This is a genomic window from Brucella tritici (assembly GCF_008932295.1).
Lineage (GTDB): Bacteria > Pseudomonadota > Alphaproteobacteria > Rhizobiales > Rhizobiaceae > Brucella > Brucella tritici.
Genome location: NZ_WBWA01000018.1, coordinates 26,904 through 51,963, shown reverse-complemented (window position 1 = coordinate 51,963; position 25,060 = coordinate 26,904). Strand labels below are relative to the sequence as shown.

Below are 25,060 nucleotides of genomic sequence, written 5' to 3'. Positions count from 1 at the left end.
ATCCTTTCAGATGGTTGGGGAATTTTCCGGTTGCTCGCCGGTAACGGCGAAGACAGCATCGGGGGTTTGAGGGAGTGCTGCGATTTCGCTGAGCGGCACCGGTTTCACCGGCGCACGCAGACGATAGAAGCCGACTGTTTCCGGCGCGCGGTTTTGCACCTCGGCCAGAATTTCCGTGACTGTGGAACTGCACAAGCGCCCCTGACAAGGCCCCATGCCACAGCGGAACATGGTTTTCAGCTGGTTCGGGCCGGCGATGTTACAGGCTGCCGCGTCGCGGATTGCGCCTGCGGTCACTTCTTCGCAACGGCAGACAATCGTGTCTCTGTCCGCCGGTGCGCGAAATGCCTGTGCAGGCAGGTAGAGTGCATCGATAAAGGCGCGCCCGCGTTCGACGCGTCGCGCCTGCGCCTGCAGCTTTGCGATTTTTGACGCCAACGATGTTGCCAGTGCCGGAAAGATATCCTGACAGGCCGCGAGCGCAGCGATACGCCCGCTCTGCTCGGCAACCAACGCACCGCCGATGCCGCTGCCGTCACCAGCAATATAGATGGACGGAACAGACGAACGACCGTTGTCGTCGAGTTGTGGTTGGAAACATTTCTGGCTGTCGTTCCACACGAGCGTGCAGCCCGAAGCATTGGCGAGATTGTTGTTGGGGATCACACCCTGATGCAGGAACACGCTATCGACAGCAAGCCTGTGAGTCTTGCCTTTGGCCGAAAAGCAGATCGCTTCGGCTTCGTCTTTTTCTTCAATGGCTATTTCGGTGACATCGGAATAAACCGGCACCGACTTGCGCACCTTCAAAAGCAGGGAAAGCCCCTTCAAGGCATAGGGCGAGAAAAGGAATGAAAGCAGGTTCGGTGCAGCTTTCGCGTAATTTGCGCCGGGCGTCGTATCGAGCAGAGCAGCAACCTTGCCGCCCGCCTGCAACAGCTGCGCGGCGAACATGTAGAGGAGCGGACCGGTTCCTGCCAGAACCACACGTCCGTTGGGCAGGAGGCCGGAAGTCTTCAGTGCAATCTGTGCCGCGCCAACGGTCATTACACCCGGCAACGTCCAACCCCTGACAGGCATCGGGCGCTCCATCGCGCCGGTCGCGAAGATCACACGGCGTGCGGAGACAATCCCGCTCTTGCCGCCCACTGACACGCGCAGCGCCACGCTGTTGCTGTCGCCGCCGTCCTGAGGTTCCACACTCCAGACGAGAGCCTGTGGCACATAGGTGGCATTGCTGACGATAAATGCTTGCAGGACTTCTTTGCCCCGCCAGTAGTCGGTGCCGAGAAACGGTCTGCGGGCAGTCGTATTGTGTTCAATGCCACGGTAAATCTGGCCGCCGGCGGCGGGGTTCTCGTCGAACAGGACCACTTTGGCGCCAGCGTTACTGGCCTCTGCCGCTGCCGACATGCCTGCCGGTCCCGCGCCGATAATGGCAAGGTCGTAAAACGCGTCGAGCGCATGAATATCGGAAATTCTCTTGAGCATGGTGGTCATGGTTCCACCCGACGTGCGCCGGTCTGCGAAGAAATGACCATTCCATCGACCACGGGCGTCATGCAGGCTTGGCGGTTCTGAACACCATCAATGGCAACCAGACACTCAAAACAGATACCCATCAGGCAGTAGGGCGCTCGCGGCTGATTACCAACGACGCTATCTCTGAGCCGGTTGATACCCTCTCCAAGCAGCGCTGCGGCGACAGTTACATTGGCAGGCACCGTTAAGGTGCGCGCATCGAATGTGATCGTCACGGTTTCCTCTGGTGTCTCAGTTTTCAGGAACATTTTAGGAGACATGAAACCTCCGGCCGGAGAACGCATCACCAGCAAGTTGTTTGACATCGGCTGCTATTTCCTGCGCCACGATCAGGGCGTGGTTGGCTGCAAGCGTGACGCCGGAATGGCACATGACGACATACGCGCCCTTATGGCTTTCGGATTGTTCGTAGACAGGCAGGCCATCCGGTGTCTTGACCCGAAATCCGGCCCAACTGCGAATGACATTGACGTCGGCCAGATGGGGGAACGTCCGAACGGCTCTGTTGGCCAGAACTGCACTGATGTCCTGATTGGTGGCGATCCGATCCGTATGGGTTTCCTGACTGTCGCCGATCATCACACCGCCTTCATCCGCCTGCCGCAGCGTCGCCGCTGTATAAGGGAAGAAAGGCGCGCATTTCTCCGTTACAAGAATTTGACCTTTGCTGCGCACGACCGGCGCATCGAGACCGACACTCTTTGCAAGCTCTGCATTGCCGTTGCCCGCAGCCAGAATGACGCGTTCGGTGAAGACTTCACCCCATGTGCCACTCAGGAGAAAGCCGCCGTTTTGCGGGGTGATGGACGAGACTTCACAATGCGGTTCGTAGGCAGCGCCGAGTTTGATCATGCCCGTATGCAAGGCGCGAAACAGGCGCAGTGAATTCACGTCGCCGTCCATTGGCGAATAGATTGAACCGATCACATCCCGGCCGATGGAGGGGACCATTTTGGCCGTTCCCTGATGGTCGAGCACAACATGTTCCGGGGCGTCATTGCCAAGCTCGCGCGCCACGGTATCGACGTCTTCGGCAAACATTTGAAGCTCGCGCTCGTCGAGGCAGAAGGTAAAGGCACCGGTCTGTTTCAACGCCACATCAAGCCCGGTCACATCCCGCAACTCGTCTGCGAAAGCGGGCCACAGGCGCGCAGATTGCATTGTCCAGCGGGCATAGTGTGGTGCGCCTACGCCTTTGCCCTGTACCCAGATGAGCGCGAAATTGGCACGGGATGCGCGCAGGGACAGGTCTTCCCCATCGAGAAGCATTGGACGCAGACCAGATCGGGCGAGACCCCAGGCGATGGCAGAGCCAACCAGTCCCGCTCCGATAATGATTATGTTTTGGTCCGGCAATCTGCGCATTCGTAAATTCAATCTGTTGTCACAGCGTCGTCAGGGTTGGGCCTGACGAGAGTCAGGCCCGATTGTGTAGGCTCAGTTTTGCGGGCTTACGTCCACCTTGAACCACTTCTCGGAAAGCTTCTTCACCGTGCCGTCGGCAATCGCGGCCTGAATAGCAGTATCGAAGCGACCCTTCAGGGCGGTATCTTCCTTGCGCAGACCGACGCCGATCATGCCGAAGACCTTGCCCGAAAACAGCGGACCAGCCAGCTTTGCGCCCTTCATGTCGTCCTTTTCCAGTGCAGCCGCAAGAACTGTGGCATTGGCGACAACCGCATCCACACGACCGCTGGTCAGGTCGAAATTGTGTTCTTCGGCGGTCTTGTACTCACGCACATCCGCGCCATCCTTGAAATATTGTTCCATGAAGGCGGAAGCGGTTGTGGAACCCTGAACGCCGACGGTCTTGCCGTTGATTTTCTTGGCGATTTCCTCGAGCACCGGCTTGGCCGCATCGGAATCGACATTCAGCGGCTTGCCGCTTTCCGGCAGATCGGCGAGGTCGCTGTCATCCATGACTGCGAAGGAGTTGATGGCTGCCGCATAAGGCGACGAAAACGCAATCACTTCCTCACGCTTCGGCGTGATGCTCATACCCGCCATGATGGCATCATACTTGCCAGCGGTCAGCGATGGAATGATGCCGTCCCAGTTCTGAGCGGTGATTTCGCATTTCGCTTTCAGGCGCTCGCAAAGGTCTTTGGCGAGATCAATCTCGAAGCCTTCCAGCACACCGTTCGGGCCGGAGAAATTCCACGGCGCATAAGCACCTTCGGTCGCGATGCGCACAACATCTTCGGCATGCGCGGTCGGGGCAACGGCGAGAACGCCGAGGATGGAAAGGACGAATTTCAGTTTCATATGTTCACCTCTGTTAGAGAACCGATTGATCGGTTCACGCGTTTTGTTTGGAAATGAATTGCCGGAACCGTTCGCTTTTGGGGTTGCCAAAAACCTCGTCGGGCGTGCCCTCTTCTTCAATCACGCCCTGACGCAGAAACACCACACGGCTGGAAACATCGCGGGCGAAGCCCATCTCGTGGGTCACGACCAGCATGGTGCGCCCCTCTGCCGCCAGATCGCGCATGACCTTCAACACCTCGGCCACCAGTTCGGGGTCGAGCGCGGAGGTTGGTTCATCGAACAGCATGATCTTTGGACGCATCGCTAACGCGCGGGCAATTGCGGCGCGTTGCTGTTGGCCACCAGAAAGATGCGCGGGATAGAAGTTGCGCTTATCGGCAATGCCGACCCGCTCCAGCAGTGCTTCAGCCTCGGCAATACACTCCGACCGGTTTCGCTTCTGCACATGGACAGGCGCTTCGATCAAATTTTCGAGGATAGTCAGGTGCGACCACAGATTGAACGACTGAAACACCATCGTCGCCTGACCGCGCAGCCGCTGAACCTGTTTCGCATCGGCTGGACGAGGCGCACGTCCCGGCTGTTGGTCGAGCTTATACGCCTCTCCATGAATAGCCACGCTGCCCGCATCCGGCACTTCCAGCATATTGATGCAGCGCAGCAGTGTGGATTTGCCGGATCCTGATGCCCCCAGAATGGAGATGACTTCACCCTGATGTGCCTGCAAGGAAACTGAATGCAGAACCTTGTGCGCGCCGTAGCATTTTTCGAGGTTCTTGATCTCGACCGCAGGCGCTTCGAAACGTTGCATTATGAGTTTCCTCCGGCGGCATGCACGATGACAGGCTGACGCTGGGCCGCCGAAAGGCGGTATTCCAGCAGTTTGAAGATTCTGGTGACGACGAAATTCAAGAGGAGATAGATCGCGCCTGCGCAGATGAAGACTTCGACCGGCCGATAGGTGGCAGAAATCAGCTTGGCCGCCAGCCCTGTCACTTCCATCATTGTGATGGTTGATGCCAACGCCGTGGACTTCACCATCAAGATGACTTCGTTCGAATAGGCGGGCAGCATCTGCCGCAGAGCCTGCGGGGCCAGAATGCGACGGACGAGTGTAAAGCCGCTCATGCCATAAGCGCGCGCCGCTTCGATTTGCCCGGTCGCGACCGACAGAACGCCGCCACGTATGATTTCGGCGCTATAGGCAGCTGTATTGAGCGCCAGAGCCAGCACCGCGCACCAATAGGGTTCGCGTAGAAACGGCCAGAGAAAACTCCGGCGTAGTTCGGGAAACTGGCTGAGACCGTAATAGATGATGTAGAGTTGCACGAGCAGCGGGGTGCCGCGCAGCACAAAGATATAACCTCGCGCAATGAGGTCCAGTATCAGATTGCCCGACAGACGCATCGTAGCCAGGATGGTGGCCAGCACGGCACCGCTGATAACCGATAGCGCCATCAGTTGCAGCGTCAGCGGAATACCCCGGCATAGCTGAACGAAACTGTCGAACATGAACGGCAGGTCGAGAAAGCTCATACCGCCCTCCGGATACCGCGCATGGCGCGCTTTTCGGCGTTCTTGAATAGCAAGCCCGATATGAATGTGATGACGAGATAAAGCAGCCCCGCGGTCAGAAAGAAGGTGAACGGCTTGCGGGTCGATCCAGCGCCGATTTGCGCCTGACGCATCAGCTCAACCAGTCCGACGACCGAAATCAGTGCAGACTCTTTCAAGACAAGCTGCCAGACATTGCCGATGCCCGGAATGGCGAAGCGTGCCGCCTGCGGAACCATGATGCGGCGAAACAGCAGACGCGGTGGCATGCCATAGGCTTTGGCAGCCTCGATCTCGCCTTTGGGGAGTGCAAGCACTGCGCCGCGATAGACTTCAGCCTGATAAGCGCCCGATACCACGCCAATGGCCAGTGCACCGGTGATGAAGATTGGCGCGCTGACGAAGCCTTGCCCGCCGAACAACGCGCCGATCTGGCTCAACACAGCGCTGCTGCCGAAATAGAACAGGTAAATGACCAGAAGATCGGGGATGCCGCGAAGCACTGTCGAATAGCCGTCAGCCGCAACTCTGAGAATGCGCTGTGATGAAAATGACGCGGCAGCGGCAATCATACCGAACACCGCACCTGCCGCAAAGCCGCAAAAGGCTACCGCGAGTGTCATGCCGGTGGCCCGGAGCATATCGTAGCCCCAGCCGTCTTCGGCAAAACCCATCAAATCCAGATATGCGCTGACCGCACCCAACTGCCTAGTTCCCTTTTTATGTCCGGTGCTTTCACCGCGCCGATACGTTTATGGGAGTGGTTTGACAGCGGGGCTCAATACAGTCAAATTCGAAATGAAGCCTCAAGCATAACCAAATATTATGGTGAAACATGAACCTGCGTCAGGTCGAAGCGTTCCGAACCGTCATGCTGACCGGAAAAATGACGGCTGCGGCGGAACTGATGTCGATCACTCAACCCGCCGTGAGCCGCCTGATCCGCGACTTTGAAATCGACACGAAACTCAAGCTCTTCAACCGTCGCGGAAACCAGTTGGTCCCAACGCAGGCGGCCATGACGCTGTTGCAGGAGGTAGAGCGGGCCTATGTCGGGCTCAATCGCATCCGGAGTTTCGCCGACGAGATCAGCCGTCAGAATGCGGGCATGCTGCGGATTGCGGCCATGCCTGCGCTTGCAAACGGGATCATGCCGCGCTTCCTTGCGCGTTTTCTCAAGGAGCGGCCCAATATCCACGCCTCTCTCAACGGTATTCCTTCGGCGATGGTTGTTGAGGCCGTCGCATCTGGTCAGGTCGATCTCGGATTTGCCGATGGTCCGCTCGACCGGCCCGGTTTCAATATCGAGACCCGGGCGATACCGGCGGTTGTCGCTGTCCCGCTGGGGCATCGTCTCGCGGACTATCCTGTGGTTTCACCGGATGATCTCGCCGATGAACGTATGATCACGCTGGAGCCGGGGTCGCTGTTTGCCATGCGCGTCGAGGTTGCGCTTGCGCGCATTCCACGGTCGGCCACCATTGAGACACGCTTGTCGCATACGGCACTGACGCTTGTGGCCGAAGGTGTGGGCATAACGATCATCGATCCGTCGTCGGCAACGGAATTTCGCGGACGCGGCGTGGCGATCCGGCCTTTCGCGAGCTTCGTCGATGCTGGGTTTCTGGTCATTCGCCGCAGTAACGGCCCCGACAACAGCCTGGCGCAGCGCTTCATAGACGAGTTCTGGGCCTATCATGAAACGCTGCTTGCACAGCCATGAAGATAGGGGCTTTGGGGGGCTCAATCCTGGTAGATGCGCTCCTCAAGGGGCGTTGATGCAATGATAGATTTCAGTCCGGCCAGCATGGCCTTTTCCGCCTTGTTGAGGTTGGCTTCAGGATTGTGGATCAGGAAAACATCGATGGCAGGCGGGTTGTCGTAAGGCGGCAAACGCCAGAGAAGGCCGTCATCGATCTCGCGTCGCGCGACATGCAATGGAAGTGGGCCGATGCCGAGCCCTGTGATGATCATCCGGCGGACTTCTTCGAGGCTTGACGAGGTGCCGACTACATCCGGTGAAAGTCGCGCCTCACTGCGCAACAGGGCTACGGGTCGCAGCGCGTCGGCAATATGATCGGTCTGGAACGAAACCGATGGTTCTCCCTTCAGATCGGCAAGGGTCAGTCCAGACTGGCCGAACATCCGGTGCCGAGGCCCGCAGAAAAACCCGAAGAACTCGCGATAGACCATGGTGTAGTCGAGCGCGGGGTCGCGATTGCTCACCAGACCAAGGCCGAAGGAAGCGCGCTTCTCGCGCACAAGCCGCGCGACTTCTGTACTGGCGGATACGTTGATCGTCAGTGTCGCATTGGGATGCTGTTCATGAAACAGCGCGAGCGCTTGATCGAAGATCGGCGATATGATGTGGCTGGCGACAGAGATGGTGACATGGCCAGTCACGTTGTCACCGACGCCGCGCACCAGTTGCGGTAGCTGTGAAATCGCGCCAAACACCTCGATACTTTGTTCGTAGAGCAGTTTGCCGACGTCCGTCAGCTCAAAATGGGTTGCGTCGCGCTCCACCAGTCGCTGGCCGATGCGGTCTTCCAATCGGCGCAACGCATTGCTTACACTCGGCTGTTTGAGGTTGAGGCGCTCTGCTGCGCGGGTGATGCTTTTGACCTCCGCAATTACCACAAAACTGCGCAGAAGATTCCAGTCCAAATCCCAGACAAGGCGTTCAGGGCGATGTAACGACATGGCATCATCCATTCATCAAATCTATGCAATCTATTCCTATTATCTATTTGCGAAATGCATCCATAAAAGCAATCATGAATATTGGAAGGCATCAAAAAGCCTCAAGAAAAACAAACAAAGGGAAGTCGGGAACAGCATGTTTAACAAATTCACGGGTTTCATTGCCGCGGCCGCGATTGCAGCCACCGCAGTCTTTGCGGTTGCACCTGCACAGGCGGATGATCTTGAAAAAATCAAGGCCGCGGGCGAGCTGAAGATCGCCATGAGCGGCCAGTACCCGCCGTTCAATTTCGTCAATGAGAAGAACGAAGTCGTGGGCTTCGACGCTTCCATCGGTTCGGCGATTGCCGAGCGCATGCAGCTCAAGCCACAGCTTATCACCACCGCATGGGACGGTATCGTCGCCGGTCTTCGAGCTGGCAAGTTCGACACGGTGGTTGGCTCCATGACGATCACGCCGGAACGCGAAAAGGCCGTGGATTTTGTTGGGCCGTATTATCATGCAGGTCGTGCGGTTTTCGTGAAGGAGGACTCTGCTGTTCAAAAGCTCGACGATCTCAAGGGCAAGACGCTGGGCGTAACGCTTGGTGAAACCCATGAGAAGTGGGCCCGTGAACAGGGTGGCTGGACCATTCGCACCTATAAGGGCCTGCCGGAACTGATGCTCGAACTGAATTCGGGTCGTGTCGACGCTATTGTTGTCGATAATATCCCGGTCATGGTGGCGATCAAGGAAACAGGACAGAAGGTCCGCAGGCTCGATACGCCCGATATCGAAGGCGGCAGCGTTGCCATTGGCATTGCCATCCGCAAGAACAATCCGGAGCTGAAGGCAGCCATGCAGAAGGCGCTAGACGAGATCATGGCCGACGGCACCTACGAGAAGATCTCGATGCAATGGGTTGGCAGCGATATCCGCTGATGCGTCATCCCGGCCCGGCATATGTCCGGGCCGGTTGAGAACCGATTGACCGGAGTTTTCCGATGGATTTTGCGTTGATGCAGCGCGTCCTCCCGTTCTTTCTGGAGGCGGCATGGGTAACTGTGCAAATTTCCGCGCTGGCCCTGATCTTGGGTCTTGTGGTGGCTGCAATACTCGTGGCGGGCCGCCTGTCCCGCTCACCCATTCTGCGAGGACTGGCGGCGGCCTATGTCAGCGTTTTTCGCGGCACGCCCTGCCTTGTACAGCTCTTCATTCTCTATTTCGGCGGCCCGCAGATCGGCATCAATCTGGAACCGTTTGCCGCTGGTGTCATCGGGCTGGGACTGAATATCGGCGCATACATGTCGGAATCGATCCGTGGTGCGATCCTGAGCGTTGATCGCGGGCAGAGCGAAGCGGCGCGCTCCATCGGCTTCGGGCGCGGCCAGACCATGCGGTTCGTCGTGCTGCCGCAGGCGGCTCGCCTGATGATCCGTCCGCTTGGCGTCAACGCTATTGCCCTTTTGAAAGGTTCAGCGCTGGTCTCCACTATTTCGGTGGTTGAGCTGACCTATACGGCGCAGCGTTTTATCGGTTCGACCTACAAGCCGTTCGAGATTTTCGGCGTTGCTGCCGTTCTCTACATGATCATCATCTATATCGTGGCGCGCGGGGTCGATCTTCTCGACAAGCGCTTCGCGGCGCAGTGAGGGAGGACTGGATGCAAGCCCTCGATTTCAGCATCGTCACTCCCTATACGGATCTGCTCCTGACTGGCCTTTGGTGGACGCTGGTTCTGACCGTTTCGTCGGCACTCTTGAGCTTCGTACTCGGGATCGTATTTGCGCTGGTTGTCCTTTATGCGCCAGCCATTCTGGCCTATCCGGTGCGCTTCTTCATGTGGCTGTTCATGGGGACGCCGCTTCTGCTGCAACTGTTCCTGATTTATTTCGGGCTGGTACAGATCGGCATCAATATCCCCGCGCTTGGCGCTGGCATTATCGGTCTTAGCCTGCACTTCGCGGTCTATAATGCCGATATCATCCGGGCAGGTATCGTGGCGGTCGATCCCGGCCAGATGGAAGGCGCCCGTTCCATCGGTTTCAGCCATGGTCAGGCCTTGCGCTACATCGTCATCCCGCAGGCGATCCGCAACACGATCCCGCCGATCGGCAACAATATGATTGTTCTTCTGAAGGATACGTCGCTGGTTTCGATCATCGGCATTGCGGAACTGGTGCACAGCGCCCAGCTCGCCATCAGCGAAACCTTCAGCCCGTTCGAATTCTATATCACCGTCGCGGCCATCTATTACGTGGTCAATCTCGTCCTTGAGGCCGGGTTGCGGCGCATTGAAAGAAAAGTGGAGGTCACGCGATGAGCAGCTCCCAATCTGCAAAACCGATGGTCGAAGTGAAGGATGCCCGCAAAGCCTATGGCGCGCTGGAAGTGTTGAAAGGCATCGACCTTTCCGTGGCGCGCGGCCAGATCGTGGCAATCATAGGCCCCAGCGGTTCCGGCAAAAGCACGCTTCTGCGTTCGATCAATCATCTGGAAACACTGAATGGCGGTGAAGTCTGGCTTGACGGCGTGCAGGTCAATCAACCTCTCACCGGGCAGGCTTTCGAGAAGCACATCAATGCCGTGCGCCAGCAGATGGGCATGGTGTTCCAGCACTTCAACCTGTTTCCGCATCTGACGGTGCTGGAAAACATCACGCTCGGCCCGATCAAGCTCAAGGGCATGGGCAAGGACGCGGCACGCACGCTGGCGCTGGAGCTTCTGTCGAAGGTGGGGCTTGCCGACAAGATCGACGTCTACCCCTCGCGCCTGTCGGGCGGCCAGAAGCAGCGCGTGGCCATTGCGCGTGCGCTTGCCATGCAGCCGAAGGTGATGCTGTTCGACGAGGCGACTTCGGCGCTCGATCCCGAGCTGGTGGATGAAGTGAATGCCGTCATGAAGCAGCTTGCCGCCGAACATATGACGATGCTGATCGTTACGCACGAGATGCGTTTTGCGGGCGAAGTGGCTGACCGCATCCTGTTCATGGATGGCGGCGTGGTGGTCGAAGAGGGACCGCCGGATCAGATTTTGAGCAATCCGGTGCAGGAGCGTACGCGCTCCTTCCTCAAGAAATATCTGGCTGCGTGAGGTATCGGAATGAACGAGAGAAACGTCAATGAGTTTGCCGATTTTGGGGAGTTTCCCGATTTCGGGCTGACCCCGGCGCAGCGGCGTGAAGCCGTCCTTGGCCATTATTACGAATATCCCGGCATGGATGGTCCGCGCGGCGAAATCTGGTGCTACACCGATGCCTATTCCTATCTGCCGGGCGCGACTATCCATCTACAGGTGAGCGCAACCGCCTCGCGTTTCGATATCGAAATCGTGCGGGATGGAGCGGTGGAAACGCCGGTCTTCTCCAAACGCGGGATTGACTGCAAATGGCAGGAAACGCCAGCGCAATGTTCGGTTGCCGGTTGCAGCTGGGAGACGACATTCGCCTTCAAGACGGATGAGAACTGGCCTTCCGGCGCTTATCGCATCACGCTGAAGGCGCATGGCAATGACGGACAGCCGATCCATTGCCATCACCTTTTCATCCTGCGCCCAGCGGCGGGTCGCAAGCCGGGCCGCATCCTGCAGGTCGCTGCCACCGGCACATGGACGGCCTATAATACATGGGGCGGCTCCAACCATTATCAGGGCATCACCGGGCCGAATGGCGATCAATATGCGACGACGGTGAGCATCGAGCGTCCTTTCTGCCGTGGCTTTGTTGTCCTGCCATCCGATGCGCCGCGCGTGCCGCTGGAAATTGTGACGCCGCCTGCCGCGCCGCCGCGCTATCCGCATATGGAATGGGCCTATGCCAACGGCTATTCCAAGAAATATACTTCTTCCGGCTGGGCAAGTTATGACAGCCTGTTCTTCCGCTGGGCCGAGCGGGAGGGCTATGCGGTCGATCTCGCCAGCCAGCATGAGCTGCATTTTTCGCCGGAAATCCTCGACGGTTATGATTGCGTGGCCTTTGTCGGTCACGACGAATACTGGACATGGGAAATGCGCGATGCCGTCGATCATTATGTCGATGGCGGCGGCCGTGCGGCCCGTTTTGCGGGCAACTTCATGTGGCAGACGCGGCTTGAGGATGATGGCAAGCGCCAGACTTGCTACAAATATCGCGCCCGCGCCGAAGACCCGGTCTATCGCTCCGCCGATCCACGACGCACCAGCGGTTGCTGGGAAGCGACGGAAGCCGGACGGCCTGCTGCCGAAACCTTCGGCCTCAATGCGCTGCGCGGGCTTTATGTCGGCTGGGGTGGTTGCGCTCCACGTGGCGTGCGCGGTTTTCCGGTCTATCGCCCGGAACATTGGGCCTTTGCGGGAACCGGCATCTATTACGGTGATCTCCTGGGCGCTGACGGTCACGCCTTCGGCTATGAGGTCGACGGGCTCGACTATGTGATCCGGGGCGGTCTGCCTGAACCGGAGGAGGGCAGCGGCGCACCCGATGGATTGCAGATACTGGCGCTTGGCATGTCGTCTCTCAAGGAAGAGAGCGCGGATATTCCAGCCGACGACCAGTTCCTTTCCGATGCCGATGCCAAATTTGTGGCCGATACGCTGATCGGCGACAATGGCGATGCAGCCGTCGAACGCATCAAGCGCGGCTGCGGTATGATCGTCAATTTTCCACGCGGCAAGGGCGAGGTTTTCCACGCCGGAAGCTGCGAGTGGGTCGCGGCTCTCAAACGCGGCGACCGCATGGTCGAGCGTGTGACCGCCAATGTTCTCAACCAATATCTCAAGCGCTGACAGAGTAACGCCATGCTCAACACAAATGCACAGAACGAACGCCCGGCATCGCACCTTTTTTACCAGTCGCGCCTGCGCAGGCCGCTGGTGGATCGCGCCGAAGGCATCTATATCTGGGATCAGGACGGACGCCGTGTTATCGACGGGTCAAGTGGCGCGATGGTGGTCAATATCGGCCATGGCAATCGCAATGTGCTCAATGCCATGAAAGAGCAGATGGACCGCGTGACCTTCGCCTATCGCCTGCACTTTGAAAACGAACCAGCGGAAGATCTGGCGCGCATGGCCGCCGAGCGTATGCCGGAAGGTCTGGACAAGATATTCTTTGTTTCCGGTGGTTCGGAAGCGGTGGAATCTTGCATCAAGCTCGCCCGCCAGTGGGCGGTCGCGACCGGGCAGAGCAAGCGCTGGAAAGTGATTTCGCGCTTTCCGTCCTATCATGGCGGTACGCTTGGCGCGCTGGCTGTCACTGGCTACGCGGCTCTGAGCGAGCCCTTCGCGCCCATCATGCGCGAAATGCCGAAAGTCTCGGCACCGACCGCCTATCTCGACCGGGACAATCTTACGATGGAACAGCGCGGCCAGAAATATGCCGACATGCTGGAGGAAAAGATTCAGGAAGAAGGTCCTGAAAGCGTGCTCGCCTTCATCATGGAGCCGATCGGCGGAGCGTCGACCGGTGCGCTGGTCGCGCCCGACAGCTATTATCCGCGTATCCGCGAAATCTGCGACCGTTATGGCATCCTGCTCATCCACGACGAGGTGATGAGCGGCGCCGGACGCACCGGCAAGTTTCTGGGCGGTGACCATTGGAACTGCAAGCCCGATCTCATCGCGCTTTCGAAGGGGTTCGCCTCGGGTTATTGCCCGCTTGGCGCAATGGCGGCGCCCGGACGCATCGTGCAGCCGGTTCTGGATGCTGGCGGTTTCCTGCATGGCTTCACCTATGCCGGCAATCCACTGGCCTGTGCGGCGGGCAAGGCCGTATTGCAGGAGATCGATCGTCTCGATCTGGTCGGTAACGCCGCTCGCATGGGCGATGCATTGAAGGGCGAACTGGAAGGGCTTGCGAAACGCTTCCCCTTCATCGGCGATGTGCGCGGCAAAGGCTTGCTGCTGGCGGCCGAATTCGTGTCCGATCCAGAAACCATGAAGCCGCTACCGAAGGAACTGAATGCCCATCAGCGCATGGTCGATCTCGCCTATGAGCGCGGACTGATCATCTATTCGCGCCGCACGCGCGGCGGTGTTGAAGGCGATCACTTTCTCGTCTGTCCGCCGATGATCGTGAGCCGCGAACAGGTTGGCGAGATCACCGCGATCCTCGGCGATACGCTGGAGGTTCTGGCGCGTGAACTCAAGCTGCCCGTGAACGCATAAGGAAACCGGATCATGACCGACAAGAAGAAGATGCGTCGCAAGGTGATCATCACCTGCGCAGTGACAGGCTCCGTCCATACACCCTCCATGTCACCGCATCTGCCGGTGACGCCGGACGAGATTGCAAGCGAAGCCATCGCTGCGGCGGAAGCGGGCGCATCCATCCTGCATCTTCATGCCCGCGATCCGCGTGACGGCAGGCCGTCCGCCGATCCGGACCTGTTCATGCAGTTCCTGCCGCGCATCAAGCAATCGACGGCAGCGGTGGTGAATATTTCCACTGGCGGTTCGTCGCTGATGAGGCTGGAAGACCGGCTGGCCGCGCCGCTCAAGGCGCAACCGGAAATGTGCTCGCTCAATATGGGCTCGATGAATTTCGCGCTGTTTCCAGCCCTCGACAAGCCACGCGAGTGGAAGCACGCATGGGAACCAGAACTGTTGGAGGCAACGCGTCATTCCATCTTCAAGAACACCTTCGCGGATATGGAAGGCATTCTGACCAGCCTGGGACAAGGCTGCGGCACGCGTTTCGAGTTCGAATGCTATGATGTGGGGCATCTCTATTCACTGGCCCATTTCCGTGATCGTGGACTGGTGACTGGTCATCTGTTCATCCAGTTCGTCTTCGGCATTTTGGGCGGCATTGGTGCAGACCCGGACAACCTCATGCATATGAAGCGCATTGCAGACAAGCTGTTCGGCGACGACTATTCCTTCTCGGTTCTGGCGGCAGGGCGACACCAGATTCCGATGATCACAATGGCGGCGGCCATGGGCGGCAATGTGCGTGTCGGTCTGGAAGACAGCCTCTATGACGGGCGGGGAAAACTGGCCAAGAGCAATGCCGATCAGGTGCGGCGCATTCGTAGCATCCTTGACGGCTTGTCGCTGGAAGTTGCCACACCCGACGAGGCGCGCGATTATCTGGGCCTTAAGGGTGGAGATAGGGTGGCGTTCTGATGCCGAAGATCGTGTTGGACAACAAGGCATGCGTCGTGGTGCGGCTCGGAGAGCTTGCCGATGCCGAACAGATTCACGCAGCAATCTGCACGATGGGGGCGGGACTTGGCGCTACAGACAAAATCTCCAGCACGGTTGAGGATTTCCGTCGTTACGGTTTCGGCCCTCATGCGGCTTTTACCAGCCTGATCGCTGAGGTGGACGATACGTTTGCCGGGTTGGCTCTGTTCTTTCCGATCTTCTCGACATGGTACGGCAAACCCGGTGTCTACGTGCAGGACCTCTATGTCGATGAAGCCTTTCGCGGCAAGGGGATAGGCGAGGTGCTTTTGCGCCATGTCGCCTCCTGGTCGATGGCGCGGGGCGGCGTCTATCTGCGGCTGGCCGTGGACCGGGACAATGTCGCAGCGCAAAGATTTTATGACCGGTTGGGTATCGGCTGGATCGAAGCTGACCGCGATCATGGTGCTTATGGCGATGATTTCGCCCGCTTGGCACGTATCAATCAAATCAGGGAGCAGTCATGAAAGCCTTTTACGCTGTCGAGCAAAAGCGTCACGACCCGAAAGCCTTTCTTTCCAGCGGTGCGCCGCAGCCTAACCCCGAACAGCCTGAGCGTGCCGAGCGCCTGCTCGCGGGCGCGAAGGCAGCAGGCTGTGAGATTATCCGTCCGCAAAATCATGGCCTTGGCCCGATTGCAGCCGTGCATACGCCGGAATATCTGGAATTCCTCCAGCACATCTATGCCCGCTGGCGGCGTATTGATGAGGCTTCGGAAGAAGTGATCCCGAACATTCATCCGCTGGCGCGTGACGGCCGTTATCCGGCATCCGCCGTGGGACAGGTCGGCTATCACATGGCCGATACGGCTTGCCCGATTGCTGAACATACGTGGGAAAGCGTGTGCTGGAGCGCGTGGAGCGCGGTCGATGCCGCCGATGCGGTGCTTGCAGGCGAGGTCGCGGCATATGCGCTCTGTCGTCCTCCGGGGCATCATGCATTTGCCGATGTGGCGGGCGGCTTCTGCTTCGTCAACAATTCGGCGGTTGCAGCCCAGCGCCTGCGCTCGAAAGCCGAGCGCGTGGCGATCCTCGACGTGGATCTTCATCACGGCAACGGGACGCAAGGCATATTCTATGCCCGCCCCGACGTGCTGACCGTCTCGATCCATGCTGATCCGGTGCGCTTCTATCCCTTTTTCTGGGGGCATGCCGATGAACGCGGCGAGGGCGCGGGACTGGGCTACAATCTCAACCTACCGCTGCTGCGCAAATCCGGCGATGCCGAATTCCTTGCGTCACTTGATACGGCCTTCCGCCGTATTGAAGCCTTCGCACCGGATGCGCTGGTGATAGCGCTTGGCCTCGATCCTTTCGAGGGCGACCCGTTCGGCGGATTGTCGGTCACCACTGGTGGTTTCGGACGCATTGCCGAAGCAATTGCGAAGCTTCGCCTGCCAACTGTCATCGTGCAGGAAGGCGGATATCTGTGCGATGCGCTGGGCGATAACCTGACGACGTTCCTCGGCGGCTATCAATCGGTGGCGCGATGAGTGGTCTTGTTACTTTTGTTGGTGTCGCGCATCCGTGGATGTGTGATGTCATGGGGCACATGAATGTCCGGCACTATGCCGGGATGTTCGATGATGCGAGCTTTCAGCTCCTGGGTCACATTGCCGGGAAAATCCCGGATGAGAGTTTCGGTTGGGCGGACGTGCACTCGACAACCGAATACAAGCAGGAAGTACCGGCCGGAGACCTGCTGACGATCCGCTCACAGGTGTTGAAGGTTGGGCGTTCATCAATCACCTTTCGTCAGATCATGGCTGGTTCGCTCGATGGAGAACTGCGTGCCATCAATGAGACAACGTCTGTCTGTTTTGACAAGATTGCTCGGCACTCACTCGAACTTGAGCCAACAATGCGAAAGCGAGCGGAAAAGCTCATGTAGGGCCACAATCTGATCGGGTAGCAGCAGGACTGATCTGCTGCCGAATGGCAGCTAACTCCGTTTATAACGCATAAGCGAACGGTCAGCGTCCGGCCCCATAACAGACGTTTAGCCTAAATCCGTTGTTAAGCAATTCAGACAGATAGCATGCGTAATTTTAGGATCGCAGGTTCTTATCTTTCAAGGCGAGTAGATGAAATCGGTCGCTGGCTTTCTGATGAAGTCCGTGGTCTGAGAACCAATCCTCGCTTTGAAGAAATGGAAGTAAACCTGATACAAGCACAAGCGCTGACTGAAAACTCTACTTCACACACTCTCTTGCAAAAACGCGGTATGCGCCAAACTGACAAGTAGTCAGCATCCATTAGCGAAAGCCGGAGGGCAAGCCCATGCCGGATTTGATGTCGTGGGCGAAACGGGGGCAAAGATCAGGTTCGCTGTCGAGCATGTCTTTGCCACGCAGAAGAACAAGATGAAGCTCTGCATCAGGACGATCGGCACCAACAAAGCGACGGTGAATATGGCATCGCCAATATCGCTTACAACATGCTCCGATACGTCTTTCATGAGTTCAAAGCATCAAGCTACCGCTGCAGCCTCCCGTTTGATAACCGTCAAGATCCCTTCCGACTGGATTGCATGAAGCGTATCACGCAGAGATGAACCGAACGCGCCATCTGTCAGTGCTTCGGGAAGGACGTCCGGGCACACAGAGGCAACCGCACGGATTATCTCCTCCGATGTCTCGATATCTTTCAATTCGTTCAAAAGCTCAGTCGCTTTGGGATCATTCAACGAAACTGGGTGGCCTTCGTTCCCCTTTCGAGCCAGATAGGCAAGCCACGCAGCGAGAGCAAAGACAAAGGCTCTGTGCGGTTTGCCGGATGTCAGTGCTTCCAGGGCTGGGGTAGTGATGCGTTGGGGGAGCTTCAGTGTTCCATCCATTGCAATCTGTGCGGTGGAATGGGCGATAGCCGGGTTGGCGAACCGCTCAGCGAGGGCGACGGCATAGGCGTTGAGATCGATGGACAGTCCTTCTACAGTTGCCGCAGCGGCAGCAAGGTGACGACGGACGAGTGCAGCATGATCGGGGTCGGCCATCACGTCTCGGACAAAGCTTTTACCCGAGAGCTGCCCGCTATAGGCGAGCATTGAATGTGCCCCGTTCAGCATTCGCAGTTTCATGTTTTCATATGGGGTGACATCGTCGACGAAGAGGGCGCCAGCACATTCCCATTCCGGCCGTCCTGCGCAGAATTTATCCTCGATCACCCATTGGCTGAAGGGTTCGGTTTCAACAGCGGCCTGATCTTCTCGTCCCGTCAATTCAGCAGCTAGTTTGGCGGTGAGGGCATTTGAGGCTGGCGTGATCCGATCCACCATCGTTGAAGGGAAACTGACGTTGTTCGCAATCCAGCGAGACAGCTGCTCGCCACGAGTTTCCCGGGCAAAGACCAATGCAGCGTTCCGTAACTTCTGACCATTATGGGAGAGATTATCGCAACTGAGCACGGTGAACGGTGACAATCCACCGGCCATACGGTGGGAAAGTGCCGCCACGATAAGGCCAATCACGCTGGTCGGCCTCTCAGGATTGGAGAGGTCGGCGGCGATCGCTTGATGCTCACGATCCAGCGTACCGTCACTGGTGATACCATATCCTTTTTCCGTCACGGTCAGACTGACAATACGGCAACCGGGAGATGTCATCGCATCCAGTGTATCATGGCTAACCGTTGGGCCGGATAGTACCCGGTCCAGCGCTCCAATCACATGCGCTTCTGTGATGGGGCCGCGTGTGATCAATGTATAGCGGCAGTCTTGTGGATTCAGGCTGTCGGCAACGGTGGTTCCGCGCAGCGATGTCCCTGTCACCCGCCAATCGCCCCCCCTTTGTGCCAACACGGTGTCGGTATAGGACAAGAGGTGCGCGCGAGCGAAATTGCCGAGACCAAGATGAACGATACCGACTCCATGATCTTCCGGAGTATAAGCGGGCCAACTGGCCGCTGCTGCATAGTTCGCCGCTGCTGAAAGCCGTATCACTTGCCGATCCTGACGTCTGGATGGGACAGGGCGGTCATGATTCCACGCAATTCGGCCAGGCCTTTCAAGCGCCCGATGGATGGATACCCCGGCTGAGCGCGTCGGTTCAGATCATCGAGAATATCCTGGCCGTGATCAGGACGCATAGGAATGCGCCAGTCGGCACGACCTTCAGATTTGCGGCGGTTTTCCTCTGACAGAATGGCTGCAATCATTGCCACCATATCCGTATGGCCTTCAAGATGAGCAGCCTCATGGAATGATCCACCGAGATGGTGTTCTTCAAGTGCGACATTGCGCAAATGCAGGAAATGCACACGATCACCCAGGCGTTTCATCATGCCCGGCAAATCATTATCGGAGCGCGCGCCAAGCGACCCGGTGCAAAGAGTGATACCGTTTGCCGGAATATTCACTGCATCCATGATGGCTTTATAATCGGCTTCAGTGGACATGATGCGCGGCAGTCCGAGAAGCGGGAACGGCGGATCGTCCGGATGACAGCAGAGACGCACGCCAAGCTCTTCCGCAAGCGGACTTACCTCTGTCAGAAAATCGATTAAATGGTTTCGCAGGCGCTCCGGCGAAATATTGTCATAATGGGCGAGATGCATCTTCACATCATCCATCGACATGCGTTCGGCAGCACCGGGCAGACCAAAAACGACATTGCCGGAAAGTTCAAACCGCCGCTCCTCCGACATTTCCGCAAAACGCCTGCGCGCAGCTTCGATCAGTTCAGGCTGATAGCTGTCCGATGCGCCTTTGCGTTCGAGCAGAAACAGATCGAAGACGGCAAAATCGAGGGTGTCGTAGCGCATACACGTCGCCCCGTTTGCCAGCCGGTAGGCAAGGTCGGTACGTGTCCAGTCGAGGATGGGCATGAAATTATAACAGATGATCTCGATGCCTGCGTCACGCAGGTTGCGCATCGATGTCTTCCAGTTCGAGATATGAGCTTTCCAGTCGCCCGTCTGACGTTTTATATCTTCTGAAACGGGAAGGCTTTCCACGACTTCCCATTTCAGTCCGGAAGGGGCACCATTCTTCATCCGGGCGATTTCGGCCTGCCGTTTTTCGATTTCGGCTGGCGACCAGACCGCGCCGGTCGCCACATGATGCAGGGCGGTGACAACGCCTTCTACCCCCGCTTGCAGCATATCATCGATGGACACGAGGTCCTTGGGGCCAAACCAACGCCAGGTCTGTCTCATTTAATTGTCTTTCTATTTCCAGTGCTAAGCTAACGCGTCAGCGAAACTAATCTGAACCTTGACGGACCGGGAACGATCCATAGCCGCCTGAAAGGCAGACAAGGTTTCGGTCAAGGGAAGGGTAGCCGTGATGATCGGCTGGGGGTCGATAGTCTTCGATCCAATAAGACGCACGGCCTCGGCAAACTCTGTATCGAACCGCTGTGAACCGACGAACTGGATTTCTTTGCCCACCATGACGTTGAGAGGCAGAACAGTCGGTCCGGAGACTCCAACCTGCACAAGCGTACCGAGCGGTCGTAGGCAGGAAATTGCGTCGCTAATGGCCGGTGCCGCAGCCGAGCACTCAAATACCAGATCGACCTTGCCCTTGCCTTCCTGCCACCGCATGAGCCCTGTTGGGTTAGTCGCAATATTGACCGTATGGTCTGCCCCCATGCGCGTGGCGATTGCCAGGGTGGCGTCCTGAATGTCGGTCACGATGATTTCGGAAGCGCCACGTTGTCGCGCAACCGCCACGCAAAGTGCGCCGATCGGACCCGCGCCTGTTACCATGACGATCTTGCTGGCCAGGCTGCCTGCAATCGCTTCGCCACGATTGGCCGCGTGAAGGCAGACTGCCAGCGGTTCAGAACAGGCAGCGGCTCCCGGATCGGTTCCGTCCGGGACAGGCAAGCATTGGTCAGCCGCAATTACAATCCTGTCGCGGAACATGCCCTGTTCGTGCGGAAGATACATTGCCGAACCCTTGAAGCGCATCGCACTGCAATGGCGTGGCAGGCCCTGCTGGCAGAAACTGCAGGTGCCGCAAGGTTGTGAAGGATTCATCGCAACGAGCTGCCCCGGCATCAGCCCTGTCACTCCCTCGCCAAGGGCCGCGATGCGCCCCGAAGCCTCGTGGCCGAGGATGATCGGTTCCTGGACCCGGATGGTGCCAATGCCGCCTTCCAGCCAATAATGCAGATCCGATCCACAGATTCCGCCTACTTCGACCGTGACCAGCACTTCGCCCGGCCCCGGTGTTCCGACAGGCCGGGTCTCGATCCTCAGATCGTCCTGTGCGTGAAGGCAGATCACGCGCGTGTTCGACAATTCGGTCATTTCCGCCTCACGGCATCAGTGTGTTGGGCAGCCAAGTCGCCAGAGGCGGCATGTAGCTGACCATCAGAAGGACAATCAGATTGGTGAGGATATAGGGAATAATTGCCCTGATCACCGGCGAGAGGGGGAGCCGTGCAATATTAGACGCGACAAACAGGCAAACGCCGACCGGTGGCGTCGTCAGGCCGATCATCAGGTTCAGGACTGCAAAACAGGCAAAATGAATGGGGTCTATACCGACCGCCAAGGCCAGAGCCTGCAGAGGCACGAACAGAATGATCAGGGCTGCAATCGTCTCCATGAACATGCCGACGAACAGAAGCAGGATGTTAATCAGCAGGATAACGAGGAACTTGTTGTCGGTGATGGAGAGAACCGCATTCGCCAGTGTCTGTGGGATACGTTCCGCGACGAGAATCCAGCCGAACACATTAGCAGTGCCCACCAATACGAGAATGCCAGCCGAACTGATCGCACTATCGATGATGATTTTCGGAATCCGGCTTACCGGCAGTTCTCTGTAAACGAACAGCCCCACCACCGCGGCGTAAAGGCATGCAACCACTGCGGTTTCGGTAGGCGTCGTGATGCCGACCAGCAGGCCACCCACGATCAGTGCGGTCATTGCAATAGCCCAGATCGCGCCGGTAAACGACGACAGTAGTTCTCGGGTGCCCTTCCAGTCCTCGCGGGGGAAGTTTTTCTTCTTAGCGATGAAATAGGTCGTTACCATCATGGCAAAACCCATCAGAAGGCCGGGTACCGCACCTGCCAGAAACAGCTTGCCAACTGAAAGGCCGGAGAGCGATCCGACGATAATCATTGGCACGCTTGGCGGGATCATCGGGCCGACGGTCGATGAGGCGGCCGTGACAGCTGCAGAGAAATCTGCTGGATAACCGACCTTTTTCATGCCGGGGATCATCATGCCGCCAACGGACGCCACATCGGCGACTGCGGTTCCTGAAATACCGCCAAAGAGCATGGAGGCTGCAATGTTGGCCTGTGCCAGCCCGCCGCGCATCCAGCCCACAAGGGCATTTGCAAAGCGAATAATCCGCTCGGTAATACCGCCGGAATTCATCAAGTTTCCAGCTAGAATGAACCCCGGAATGCAGAGCAGAACAAAGCTGTCCATCCCGGCATACATTTTCTGAGGAATAACAACCAAAGGGATATCCGCGAACAGAAGATAGGCCATCGAGGAAAGGCCCAGTGTCACAGCTACTGGCAAACCGATGGTAAGGCCCAGCACGAACGTGCCAAGAAGAAGGGTCAGGCCCATCAATTTTCCTCCGAATTGGGGATAGGGCGCCCGTCATGACGGCCCGAAAGCATTTCAATGATGCGCATCAGTGCCCAGAGACCCAGGGCGACAAGAAGAACGAGCTGTGTTGCGTGGACGAAATCCATGCGCCAGCCAAGCGACGGGGCGGTCTGACGACTCCCGATCATGGTGTAATCCCACGCAGCGGGCAGAAGAATAACCGCAAAGACCACCGTCAATACGGCGCTGACCAGTCGCAACAGCCACGGCATACGTCCGGGCAGGCTTTCGCAAAGAAGGTCGACATTGACCATATCGCCACTACGCAGCGCGAGACCCGCGCCGAGCGCACCAATATAGAGCAGGCAGAATCTGGTCAGTTCCTCGGTCCAGACCGGAGCGCTGCTCAAAAACGTGCGTGCATAAACCTGCAGCAGCACCGCGCCCATCAATATGAGAAATGCTGCCAGTATCAGAAGGCGGCATATGCCTTCTAATCCTTTGAATAGTTTTGTCATGGTATCCTCGACGTAGCAGCCGCCGGAATAGGCCCGGCGGCCCTATTATCTCAGTCGTTGAAGACCTGTTCGACCAGAGGACGGATTTCCTGTGGTACGGAGTTGATGACGGCGTCGCGTGCCTTGTCAGCAAAGGCAGCCTGATCCACGTCAACAAACTTCACGCCCCGGCCTTCGAGATCGGTGACGAGCGCCTTTTCGTCGGCGATGAACAATTCGCGTTCGTAAGCCTGCGTGGCCTTGGCGGCTTCCTGCAATGCAGCTTGATCGGCCTCCGAAAGTTTGCCCCAGCTCCGTTCTGAAATGGCCAGATAAATCCACGAGCGAACGTGTTCTGTCTTGTTGACGACTTTCTGAACTTCGTAGAAGCCGCCGGACTTGAAAAGCGCGAGCGGATTTTCCTGACCTTCGATGGTACCGTTCTGGAGGGACGTGAAAACCTCGGAGAAGGCCATCGGGGTTGGGTTCGCGCCGAGCGACTGCCATGCGGCGACAAAGATTGGCACATTCGGCACGCGAACCTTGAAGCCCTTCAAATCTTCCGGCTTTGTTATCTCGCGATTGGCAGAAAGATTGCGCGGGCCGCGCGCGAAATAGGTCAGAGGACGAATCCCCGCCTTTTCGATGATTTCTGCCTCTATCTGCTTGCCGATCTCGCCAGACGCAATCTTGTCCATATGTTCAAGCGATTTGTATGCATATGGCAGAGCAAGCAGGGCTGCTTTTGGTGCCCAGTTCTGCAGGCTTTCACCGGTGATGGTCATATCGGCGGTGCCAAGCTGCATGCCGTTGATGACATCGATTTCCTTGCCGAGCGATTCATTCGGATAGACTTCGACGGCGACGCGTCCCTCGGTACGAGATTTGACTTCTTCCGCAAATTTCAGCGCTGCCTTGTGCCAGATATTCTCTTCATTGGCGAGATGGCCGAGCTTGAGCGTTACCTCCTGCGCCAGTGATGCTCCTCCCATGACGGCGAGAATGGCACAGGTCGCTGCCAGTCGCGTAAAACTCTGAAATTTCATTGTTTCCTCCTCTAGATAGTGTCTTTGCTGTTGCTGGGCGTCCTACAGAAAATACTCGGGCCGCTCCTGTTCGATGACAGGTAGATCGCTGAGAATTCCTCGCAGATGCGTCCGTATTGATTGCTCTGCTTGAACGGCATCACCTTTCGCTATCCCATCGACCACTGCACAATGTTGCGCAATGAGGCGATCAACCGGGAAATGCATGCTGGAAAGAAACCGTACCCGGTCCATCTGCGCTTTCATCTCGACCACGACGCGCCAGGCTTTTCCTTTATCGGCGCCTTCGGCCAGAGTGCGGTGGAATATTTCGTCCGCCTCCATGAAGTCCCGTGCAGATCCGCCGACAAGCTTTTCCTGACGAACGAGTTGGGCTCGCAACTCGGTAATCAGCGTCTGATCGGGAGAGTGAGCCAGAAGCTTCACGATGTCGGCTTCAACCGCTTCACGGACGAAGCGCGCATCCATTACGGCCTGAAGTGAAATTTTCGCGACGAAGGTGCCTCGCTGAGGCCGAACCTCCAGCAGTCCTTCGTTGGCTAGCTTGATGAAGGCCTCACGCACAGGCTGACGGCTAACCCCGTATTGCTGAGCCACATCGGCCTCGGAAATCCGGGCGCCGGGTGACAATGCATTATCAATGATGGCAGCCCGCAGCGTTGCGTAGAGCTGATCGACCACACTGACGTGCTTTGGTTGCAATAATGGGCTTTGCATAAATTGGGCTCCTCAAATTCCGAATATACCATACTACCATACCAGTCAACGTGAATACGTGTTCTTCCTCCAGT

The 25,060-nt window shown here is 57.6% G+C and carries 26 protein-coding genes; 11 read left to right on the top strand and 15 right to left on the bottom strand.

Annotated elements, in window-relative coordinates:
- Positions 1 to 6: 6 nt before the first annotated feature.
- The 7 genes from F9K91_RS17305 to F9K91_RS17275 all read right to left on the bottom strand — a co-directional run bounded on the left by F9K91_RS17305 (position 7) and on the right by F9K91_RS17275 (position 6,038).
- A complete protein-coding gene (locus F9K91_RS17305) occupies positions 7 to 1,500 on the bottom strand; it encodes an FAD/NAD(P)-dependent oxidoreductase (protein ID WP_151678307.1) in 1,494 nt (497 codons plus the stop codon).
- Positions 1,497 to 1,790, bottom strand: coding sequence for a (2Fe-2S)-binding protein (locus F9K91_RS17300; RefSeq protein ID WP_151678336.1), 294 nt, complete (start codon positions 1,788 to 1,790; stop codon positions 1,497 to 1,499). The genes F9K91_RS17305 and F9K91_RS17300 overlap by 4 nt, the downstream gene beginning before the upstream one ends.
- Position 1,791: 1 nt before the next feature.
- Positions 1,792 to 2,907, bottom strand: coding sequence for an NAD(P)/FAD-dependent oxidoreductase (locus F9K91_RS17295; protein WP_151678306.1), 1,116 nt, complete (start codon positions 2,905 to 2,907; stop codon positions 1,792 to 1,794).
- Between the two features lie 72 nt (positions 2,908 to 2,979).
- Positions 2,980 to 3,807: a lysine/arginine/ornithine ABC transporter substrate-binding protein gene (locus tag F9K91_RS17290; protein WP_151678305.1), complete on the bottom strand. Its 828-nt coding sequence runs from the start codon at positions 3,805 to 3,807 to the stop codon at positions 2,980 to 2,982.
- A 34-nt stretch (positions 3,808 to 3,841) separates the two neighbouring features.
- On the bottom strand, positions 3,842 to 4,621 hold the full coding sequence (locus F9K91_RS17285) for an ABC transporter ATP-binding protein (protein WP_151678304.1): 780 nt from the start codon (positions 4,619 to 4,621) through the stop codon (positions 3,842 to 3,844).
- Entirely contained in the window at positions 4,621 to 5,346 is a 726-nt protein-coding gene (locus F9K91_RS17280; protein ID WP_121987236.1) for an ABC transporter permease, read from the bottom strand. Before F9K91_RS17280 ends, F9K91_RS17285 begins: the two co-directional genes overlap by 1 nt.
- On the bottom strand, positions 5,343 to 6,038 hold the full coding sequence (locus tag F9K91_RS17275; protein ID WP_078340611.1) for an ABC transporter permease: 696 nt from the start codon (positions 6,036 to 6,038) through the stop codon (positions 5,343 to 5,345). Before F9K91_RS17275 ends, F9K91_RS17280 begins: the two co-directional genes overlap by 4 nt.
- A gap of 161 nt (positions 6,039 to 6,199) precedes the next feature.
- Here F9K91_RS17275 and F9K91_RS17270 point away from each other — a divergent pair, with 161 nt between their 5' ends.
- A complete protein-coding gene (locus F9K91_RS17270; RefSeq protein WP_151678303.1) occupies positions 6,200 to 7,087 on the top strand; it encodes a LysR substrate-binding domain-containing protein in 888 nt (295 codons plus the stop codon).
- Positions 7,088 to 7,107: 20 nt separating this feature from the next.
- On the opposite strand, the gene F9K91_RS17265 is transcribed toward F9K91_RS17270, so the two are convergent.
- On the bottom strand, positions 7,108 to 8,067 hold the full coding sequence (locus F9K91_RS17265; RefSeq protein WP_105535385.1) for a LysR family transcriptional regulator: 960 nt from the start codon (positions 8,065 to 8,067) through the stop codon (positions 7,108 to 7,110).
- A gap of 136 nt (positions 8,068 to 8,203) precedes the next feature.
- Between F9K91_RS17265 and F9K91_RS17260 the strand changes: the two genes are divergently transcribed.
- The 10 genes from F9K91_RS17260 to F9K91_RS17215 all read left to right on the top strand — a co-directional run bounded on the left by F9K91_RS17260 (position 8,204) and on the right by F9K91_RS17215 (position 17,098).
- Entirely contained in the window at positions 8,204 to 8,989 is a 786-nt protein-coding gene (locus F9K91_RS17260; protein WP_151652357.1) for an ABC transporter substrate-binding protein, read from the top strand.
- A 62-nt stretch (positions 8,990 to 9,051) separates the two neighbouring features.
- Positions 9,052 to 9,699 carry an amino acid ABC transporter permease gene (locus tag F9K91_RS17255; RefSeq protein WP_151678302.1) on the top strand — a complete coding sequence of 216 codons (648 nt, stop codon included), beginning with the start codon at positions 9,052 to 9,054 and terminating at the stop codon, positions 9,697 to 9,699.
- 11 nt (positions 9,700 to 9,710) lie between these two features.
- Positions 9,711 to 10,370 carry an amino acid ABC transporter permease gene (locus F9K91_RS17250; RefSeq protein ID WP_151652358.1) on the top strand — a complete coding sequence of 220 codons (660 nt, stop codon included), beginning with the start codon at positions 9,711 to 9,713 and terminating at the stop codon, positions 10,368 to 10,370.
- Complete coding sequence (locus tag F9K91_RS17245) at positions 10,367 to 11,140, top strand: amino acid ABC transporter ATP-binding protein (RefSeq protein WP_280952351.1); 774 nt, start codon at positions 10,367 to 10,369, stop codon at positions 11,138 to 11,140. The genes F9K91_RS17250 and F9K91_RS17245 overlap by 4 nt, the downstream gene beginning before the upstream one ends.
- A gap of 9 nt (positions 11,141 to 11,149) precedes the next feature.
- On the top strand, positions 11,150 to 12,808 hold the full coding sequence (locus tag F9K91_RS17240) for a N,N-dimethylformamidase beta subunit family domain-containing protein (RefSeq protein ID WP_151555573.1): 1,659 nt from the start codon (positions 11,150 to 11,152) through the stop codon (positions 12,806 to 12,808).
- A gap of 12 nt (positions 12,809 to 12,820) precedes the next feature.
- Positions 12,821 to 14,188 (top strand): aminotransferase family protein, encoded by a 1,368-nt coding sequence (locus F9K91_RS17235; protein ID WP_151678301.1) that lies wholly within the window; start codon positions 12,821 to 12,823, stop codon positions 14,186 to 14,188.
- A gap of 12 nt (positions 14,189 to 14,200) precedes the next feature.
- Complete coding sequence (locus F9K91_RS17230) at positions 14,201 to 15,148, top strand: beta-keto acid cleavage family enzyme (RefSeq protein ID WP_151678300.1); 948 nt, start codon at positions 14,201 to 14,203, stop codon at positions 15,146 to 15,148.
- Positions 15,148 to 15,675: a GNAT family N-acetyltransferase gene (locus F9K91_RS17225; protein ID WP_151555576.1), complete on the top strand. Its 528-nt coding sequence runs from the start codon at positions 15,148 to 15,150 to the stop codon at positions 15,673 to 15,675. The genes F9K91_RS17230 and F9K91_RS17225 overlap by 1 nt, the downstream gene beginning before the upstream one ends.
- On the top strand, positions 15,672 to 16,700 hold the full coding sequence (locus F9K91_RS17220) for a histone deacetylase family protein (RefSeq protein WP_151652362.1): 1,029 nt from the start codon (positions 15,672 to 15,674) through the stop codon (positions 16,698 to 16,700). Before F9K91_RS17225 ends, F9K91_RS17220 begins: the two co-directional genes overlap by 4 nt.
- Positions 16,697 to 17,098 (top strand): acyl-CoA thioesterase, encoded by a 402-nt coding sequence (locus F9K91_RS17215; protein ID WP_151678299.1) that lies wholly within the window; start codon positions 16,697 to 16,699, stop codon positions 17,096 to 17,098. Before F9K91_RS17220 ends, F9K91_RS17215 begins: the two co-directional genes overlap by 4 nt.
- A 579-nt stretch (positions 17,099 to 17,677) precedes the next feature.
- Here F9K91_RS17215 and F9K91_RS17210 read toward each other — a convergent pair.
- The 7 genes from F9K91_RS17210 to F9K91_RS17180 are packed head-to-tail and all read right to left on the bottom strand — an operon-like array spanning position 17,678 to position 24,986.
- Complete coding sequence (locus F9K91_RS17210) at positions 17,678 to 19,144, bottom strand: mannitol dehydrogenase family protein (protein ID WP_151678298.1); 1,467 nt, start codon at positions 19,142 to 19,144, stop codon at positions 17,678 to 17,680.
- On the bottom strand, positions 19,141 to 20,358 hold the full coding sequence (uxuA, locus tag F9K91_RS17205; RefSeq protein ID WP_151678297.1) for a mannonate dehydratase: 1,218 nt from the start codon (positions 20,356 to 20,358) through the stop codon (positions 19,141 to 19,143). The genes F9K91_RS17210 and uxuA overlap by 4 nt, the downstream gene beginning before the upstream one ends.
- Before the next feature lie 24 nt (positions 20,359 to 20,382).
- Positions 20,383 to 21,459: an L-idonate 5-dehydrogenase gene (locus F9K91_RS17200; RefSeq protein WP_151678296.1), complete on the bottom strand. Its 1,077-nt coding sequence runs from the start codon at positions 21,457 to 21,459 to the stop codon at positions 20,383 to 20,385.
- Between the two features lie 7 nt (positions 21,460 to 21,466).
- Positions 21,467 to 22,744 (bottom strand): TRAP transporter large permease, encoded by a 1,278-nt coding sequence (locus F9K91_RS17195; protein ID WP_151555582.1) that lies wholly within the window; start codon positions 22,742 to 22,744, stop codon positions 21,467 to 21,469.
- Entirely contained in the window at positions 22,744 to 23,244 is a 501-nt protein-coding gene (locus tag F9K91_RS17190) for a TRAP transporter small permease (RefSeq protein ID WP_061345637.1), read from the bottom strand. Before F9K91_RS17190 ends, F9K91_RS17195 begins: the two co-directional genes overlap by 1 nt.
- 50 nt (positions 23,245 to 23,294) lie before the next feature.
- Complete coding sequence (locus F9K91_RS17185) at positions 23,295 to 24,269, bottom strand: TRAP transporter substrate-binding protein (protein ID WP_151555583.1); 975 nt, start codon at positions 24,267 to 24,269, stop codon at positions 23,295 to 23,297.
- 42 nt (positions 24,270 to 24,311) lie between these two features.
- Positions 24,312 to 24,986, bottom strand: coding sequence for a GntR family transcriptional regulator (locus F9K91_RS17180; protein ID WP_151555584.1), 675 nt, complete (start codon positions 24,984 to 24,986; stop codon positions 24,312 to 24,314).
- Positions 24,987 to 25,060: the final 74 nt, after the last annotated feature.

Excerpts from the sequence above, each read along its gene's own strand:
- F9K91_RS17305 (WP_151678307.1), bottom strand. The coding sequence starts at position 1,500 with ATGACCACCATGCTCAAGAGAATTTCCGATATTCATGCGCTCGACGCG.
- F9K91_RS17300 (WP_151678336.1), bottom strand. The coding sequence starts at position 1,790 with ATGTTCCTGAAAACTGAGACACCAGAGGAAACCGTGACGATCACATTC.
- F9K91_RS17295 (WP_151678306.1), bottom strand. The coding sequence starts at position 2,907 with ATGCGCAGATTGCCGGACCAAAACATAATCATTATCGGAGCGGGACTG.
- F9K91_RS17290 (WP_151678305.1), bottom strand. The coding sequence starts at position 3,807 with ATGAAACTGAAATTCGTCCTTTCCATCCTCGGCGTTCTCGCCGTTGCC.
- F9K91_RS17285 (WP_151678304.1), bottom strand. The coding sequence starts at position 4,621 with ATGCAACGTTTCGAAGCGCCTGCGGTCGAGATCAAGAACCTCGAAAAA.
- F9K91_RS17280 (WP_121987236.1), bottom strand. The coding sequence starts at position 5,346 with ATGAGCTTTCTCGACCTGCCGTTCATGTTCGACAGTTTCGTTCAGCTA.
- F9K91_RS17275 (WP_078340611.1), bottom strand. The coding sequence starts at position 6,038 with ATGGGTTTTGCCGAAGACGGCTGGGGCTACGATATGCTCCGGGCCACC.
- F9K91_RS17270 (WP_151678303.1), top strand. The coding sequence starts at position 6,200 with ATGAACCTGCGTCAGGTCGAAGCGTTCCGAACCGTCATGCTGACCGGA.
- F9K91_RS17265 (WP_105535385.1), bottom strand. The coding sequence starts at position 8,067 with ATGTCGTTACATCGCCCTGAACGCCTTGTCTGGGATTTGGACTGGAAT.
- F9K91_RS17260 (WP_151652357.1), top strand. The coding sequence starts at position 8,204 with ATGTTTAACAAATTCACGGGTTTCATTGCCGCGGCCGCGATTGCAGCC.
- F9K91_RS17255 (WP_151678302.1), top strand. The coding sequence starts at position 9,052 with ATGGATTTTGCGTTGATGCAGCGCGTCCTCCCGTTCTTTCTGGAGGCG.
- F9K91_RS17250 (WP_151652358.1), top strand. The coding sequence starts at position 9,711 with ATGCAAGCCCTCGATTTCAGCATCGTCACTCCCTATACGGATCTGCTC.
- F9K91_RS17245 (WP_280952351.1), top strand. The coding sequence starts at position 10,367 with ATGAGCAGCTCCCAATCTGCAAAACCGATGGTCGAAGTGAAGGATGCC.
- F9K91_RS17240 (WP_151555573.1), top strand. The coding sequence starts at position 11,150 with ATGAACGAGAGAAACGTCAATGAGTTTGCCGATTTTGGGGAGTTTCCC.
- F9K91_RS17235 (WP_151678301.1), top strand. The coding sequence starts at position 12,821 with ATGCTCAACACAAATGCACAGAACGAACGCCCGGCATCGCACCTTTTT.
- F9K91_RS17230 (WP_151678300.1), top strand. The coding sequence starts at position 14,201 with ATGACCGACAAGAAGAAGATGCGTCGCAAGGTGATCATCACCTGCGCA.
- F9K91_RS17225 (WP_151555576.1), top strand. The coding sequence starts at position 15,148 with ATGCCGAAGATCGTGTTGGACAACAAGGCATGCGTCGTGGTGCGGCTC.
- F9K91_RS17220 (WP_151652362.1), top strand. The coding sequence starts at position 15,672 with ATGAAAGCCTTTTACGCTGTCGAGCAAAAGCGTCACGACCCGAAAGCC.
- F9K91_RS17215 (WP_151678299.1), top strand. The coding sequence starts at position 16,697 with ATGAGTGGTCTTGTTACTTTTGTTGGTGTCGCGCATCCGTGGATGTGT.
- uxuA (WP_151678297.1), bottom strand. The coding sequence starts at position 20,358 with ATGAGACAGACCTGGCGTTGGTTTGGCCCCAAGGACCTCGTGTCCATC.
- F9K91_RS17200 (WP_151678296.1), bottom strand. The coding sequence starts at position 21,459 with ATGACCGAATTGTCGAACACGCGCGTGATCTGCCTTCACGCACAGGAC.
- F9K91_RS17195 (WP_151555582.1), bottom strand. The coding sequence starts at position 22,744 with ATGGGCCTGACCCTTCTTCTTGGCACGTTCGTGCTGGGCCTTACCATC.
- F9K91_RS17190 (WP_061345637.1), bottom strand. The coding sequence starts at position 23,244 with ATGACAAAACTATTCAAAGGATTAGAAGGCATATGCCGCCTTCTGATA.
- F9K91_RS17185 (WP_151555583.1), bottom strand. The coding sequence starts at position 24,269 with ATGAAATTTCAGAGTTTTACGCGACTGGCAGCGACCTGTGCCATTCTC.
- F9K91_RS17180 (WP_151555584.1), bottom strand. The coding sequence starts at position 24,986 with ATGCAAAGCCCATTATTGCAACCAAAGCACGTCAGTGTGGTCGATCAG.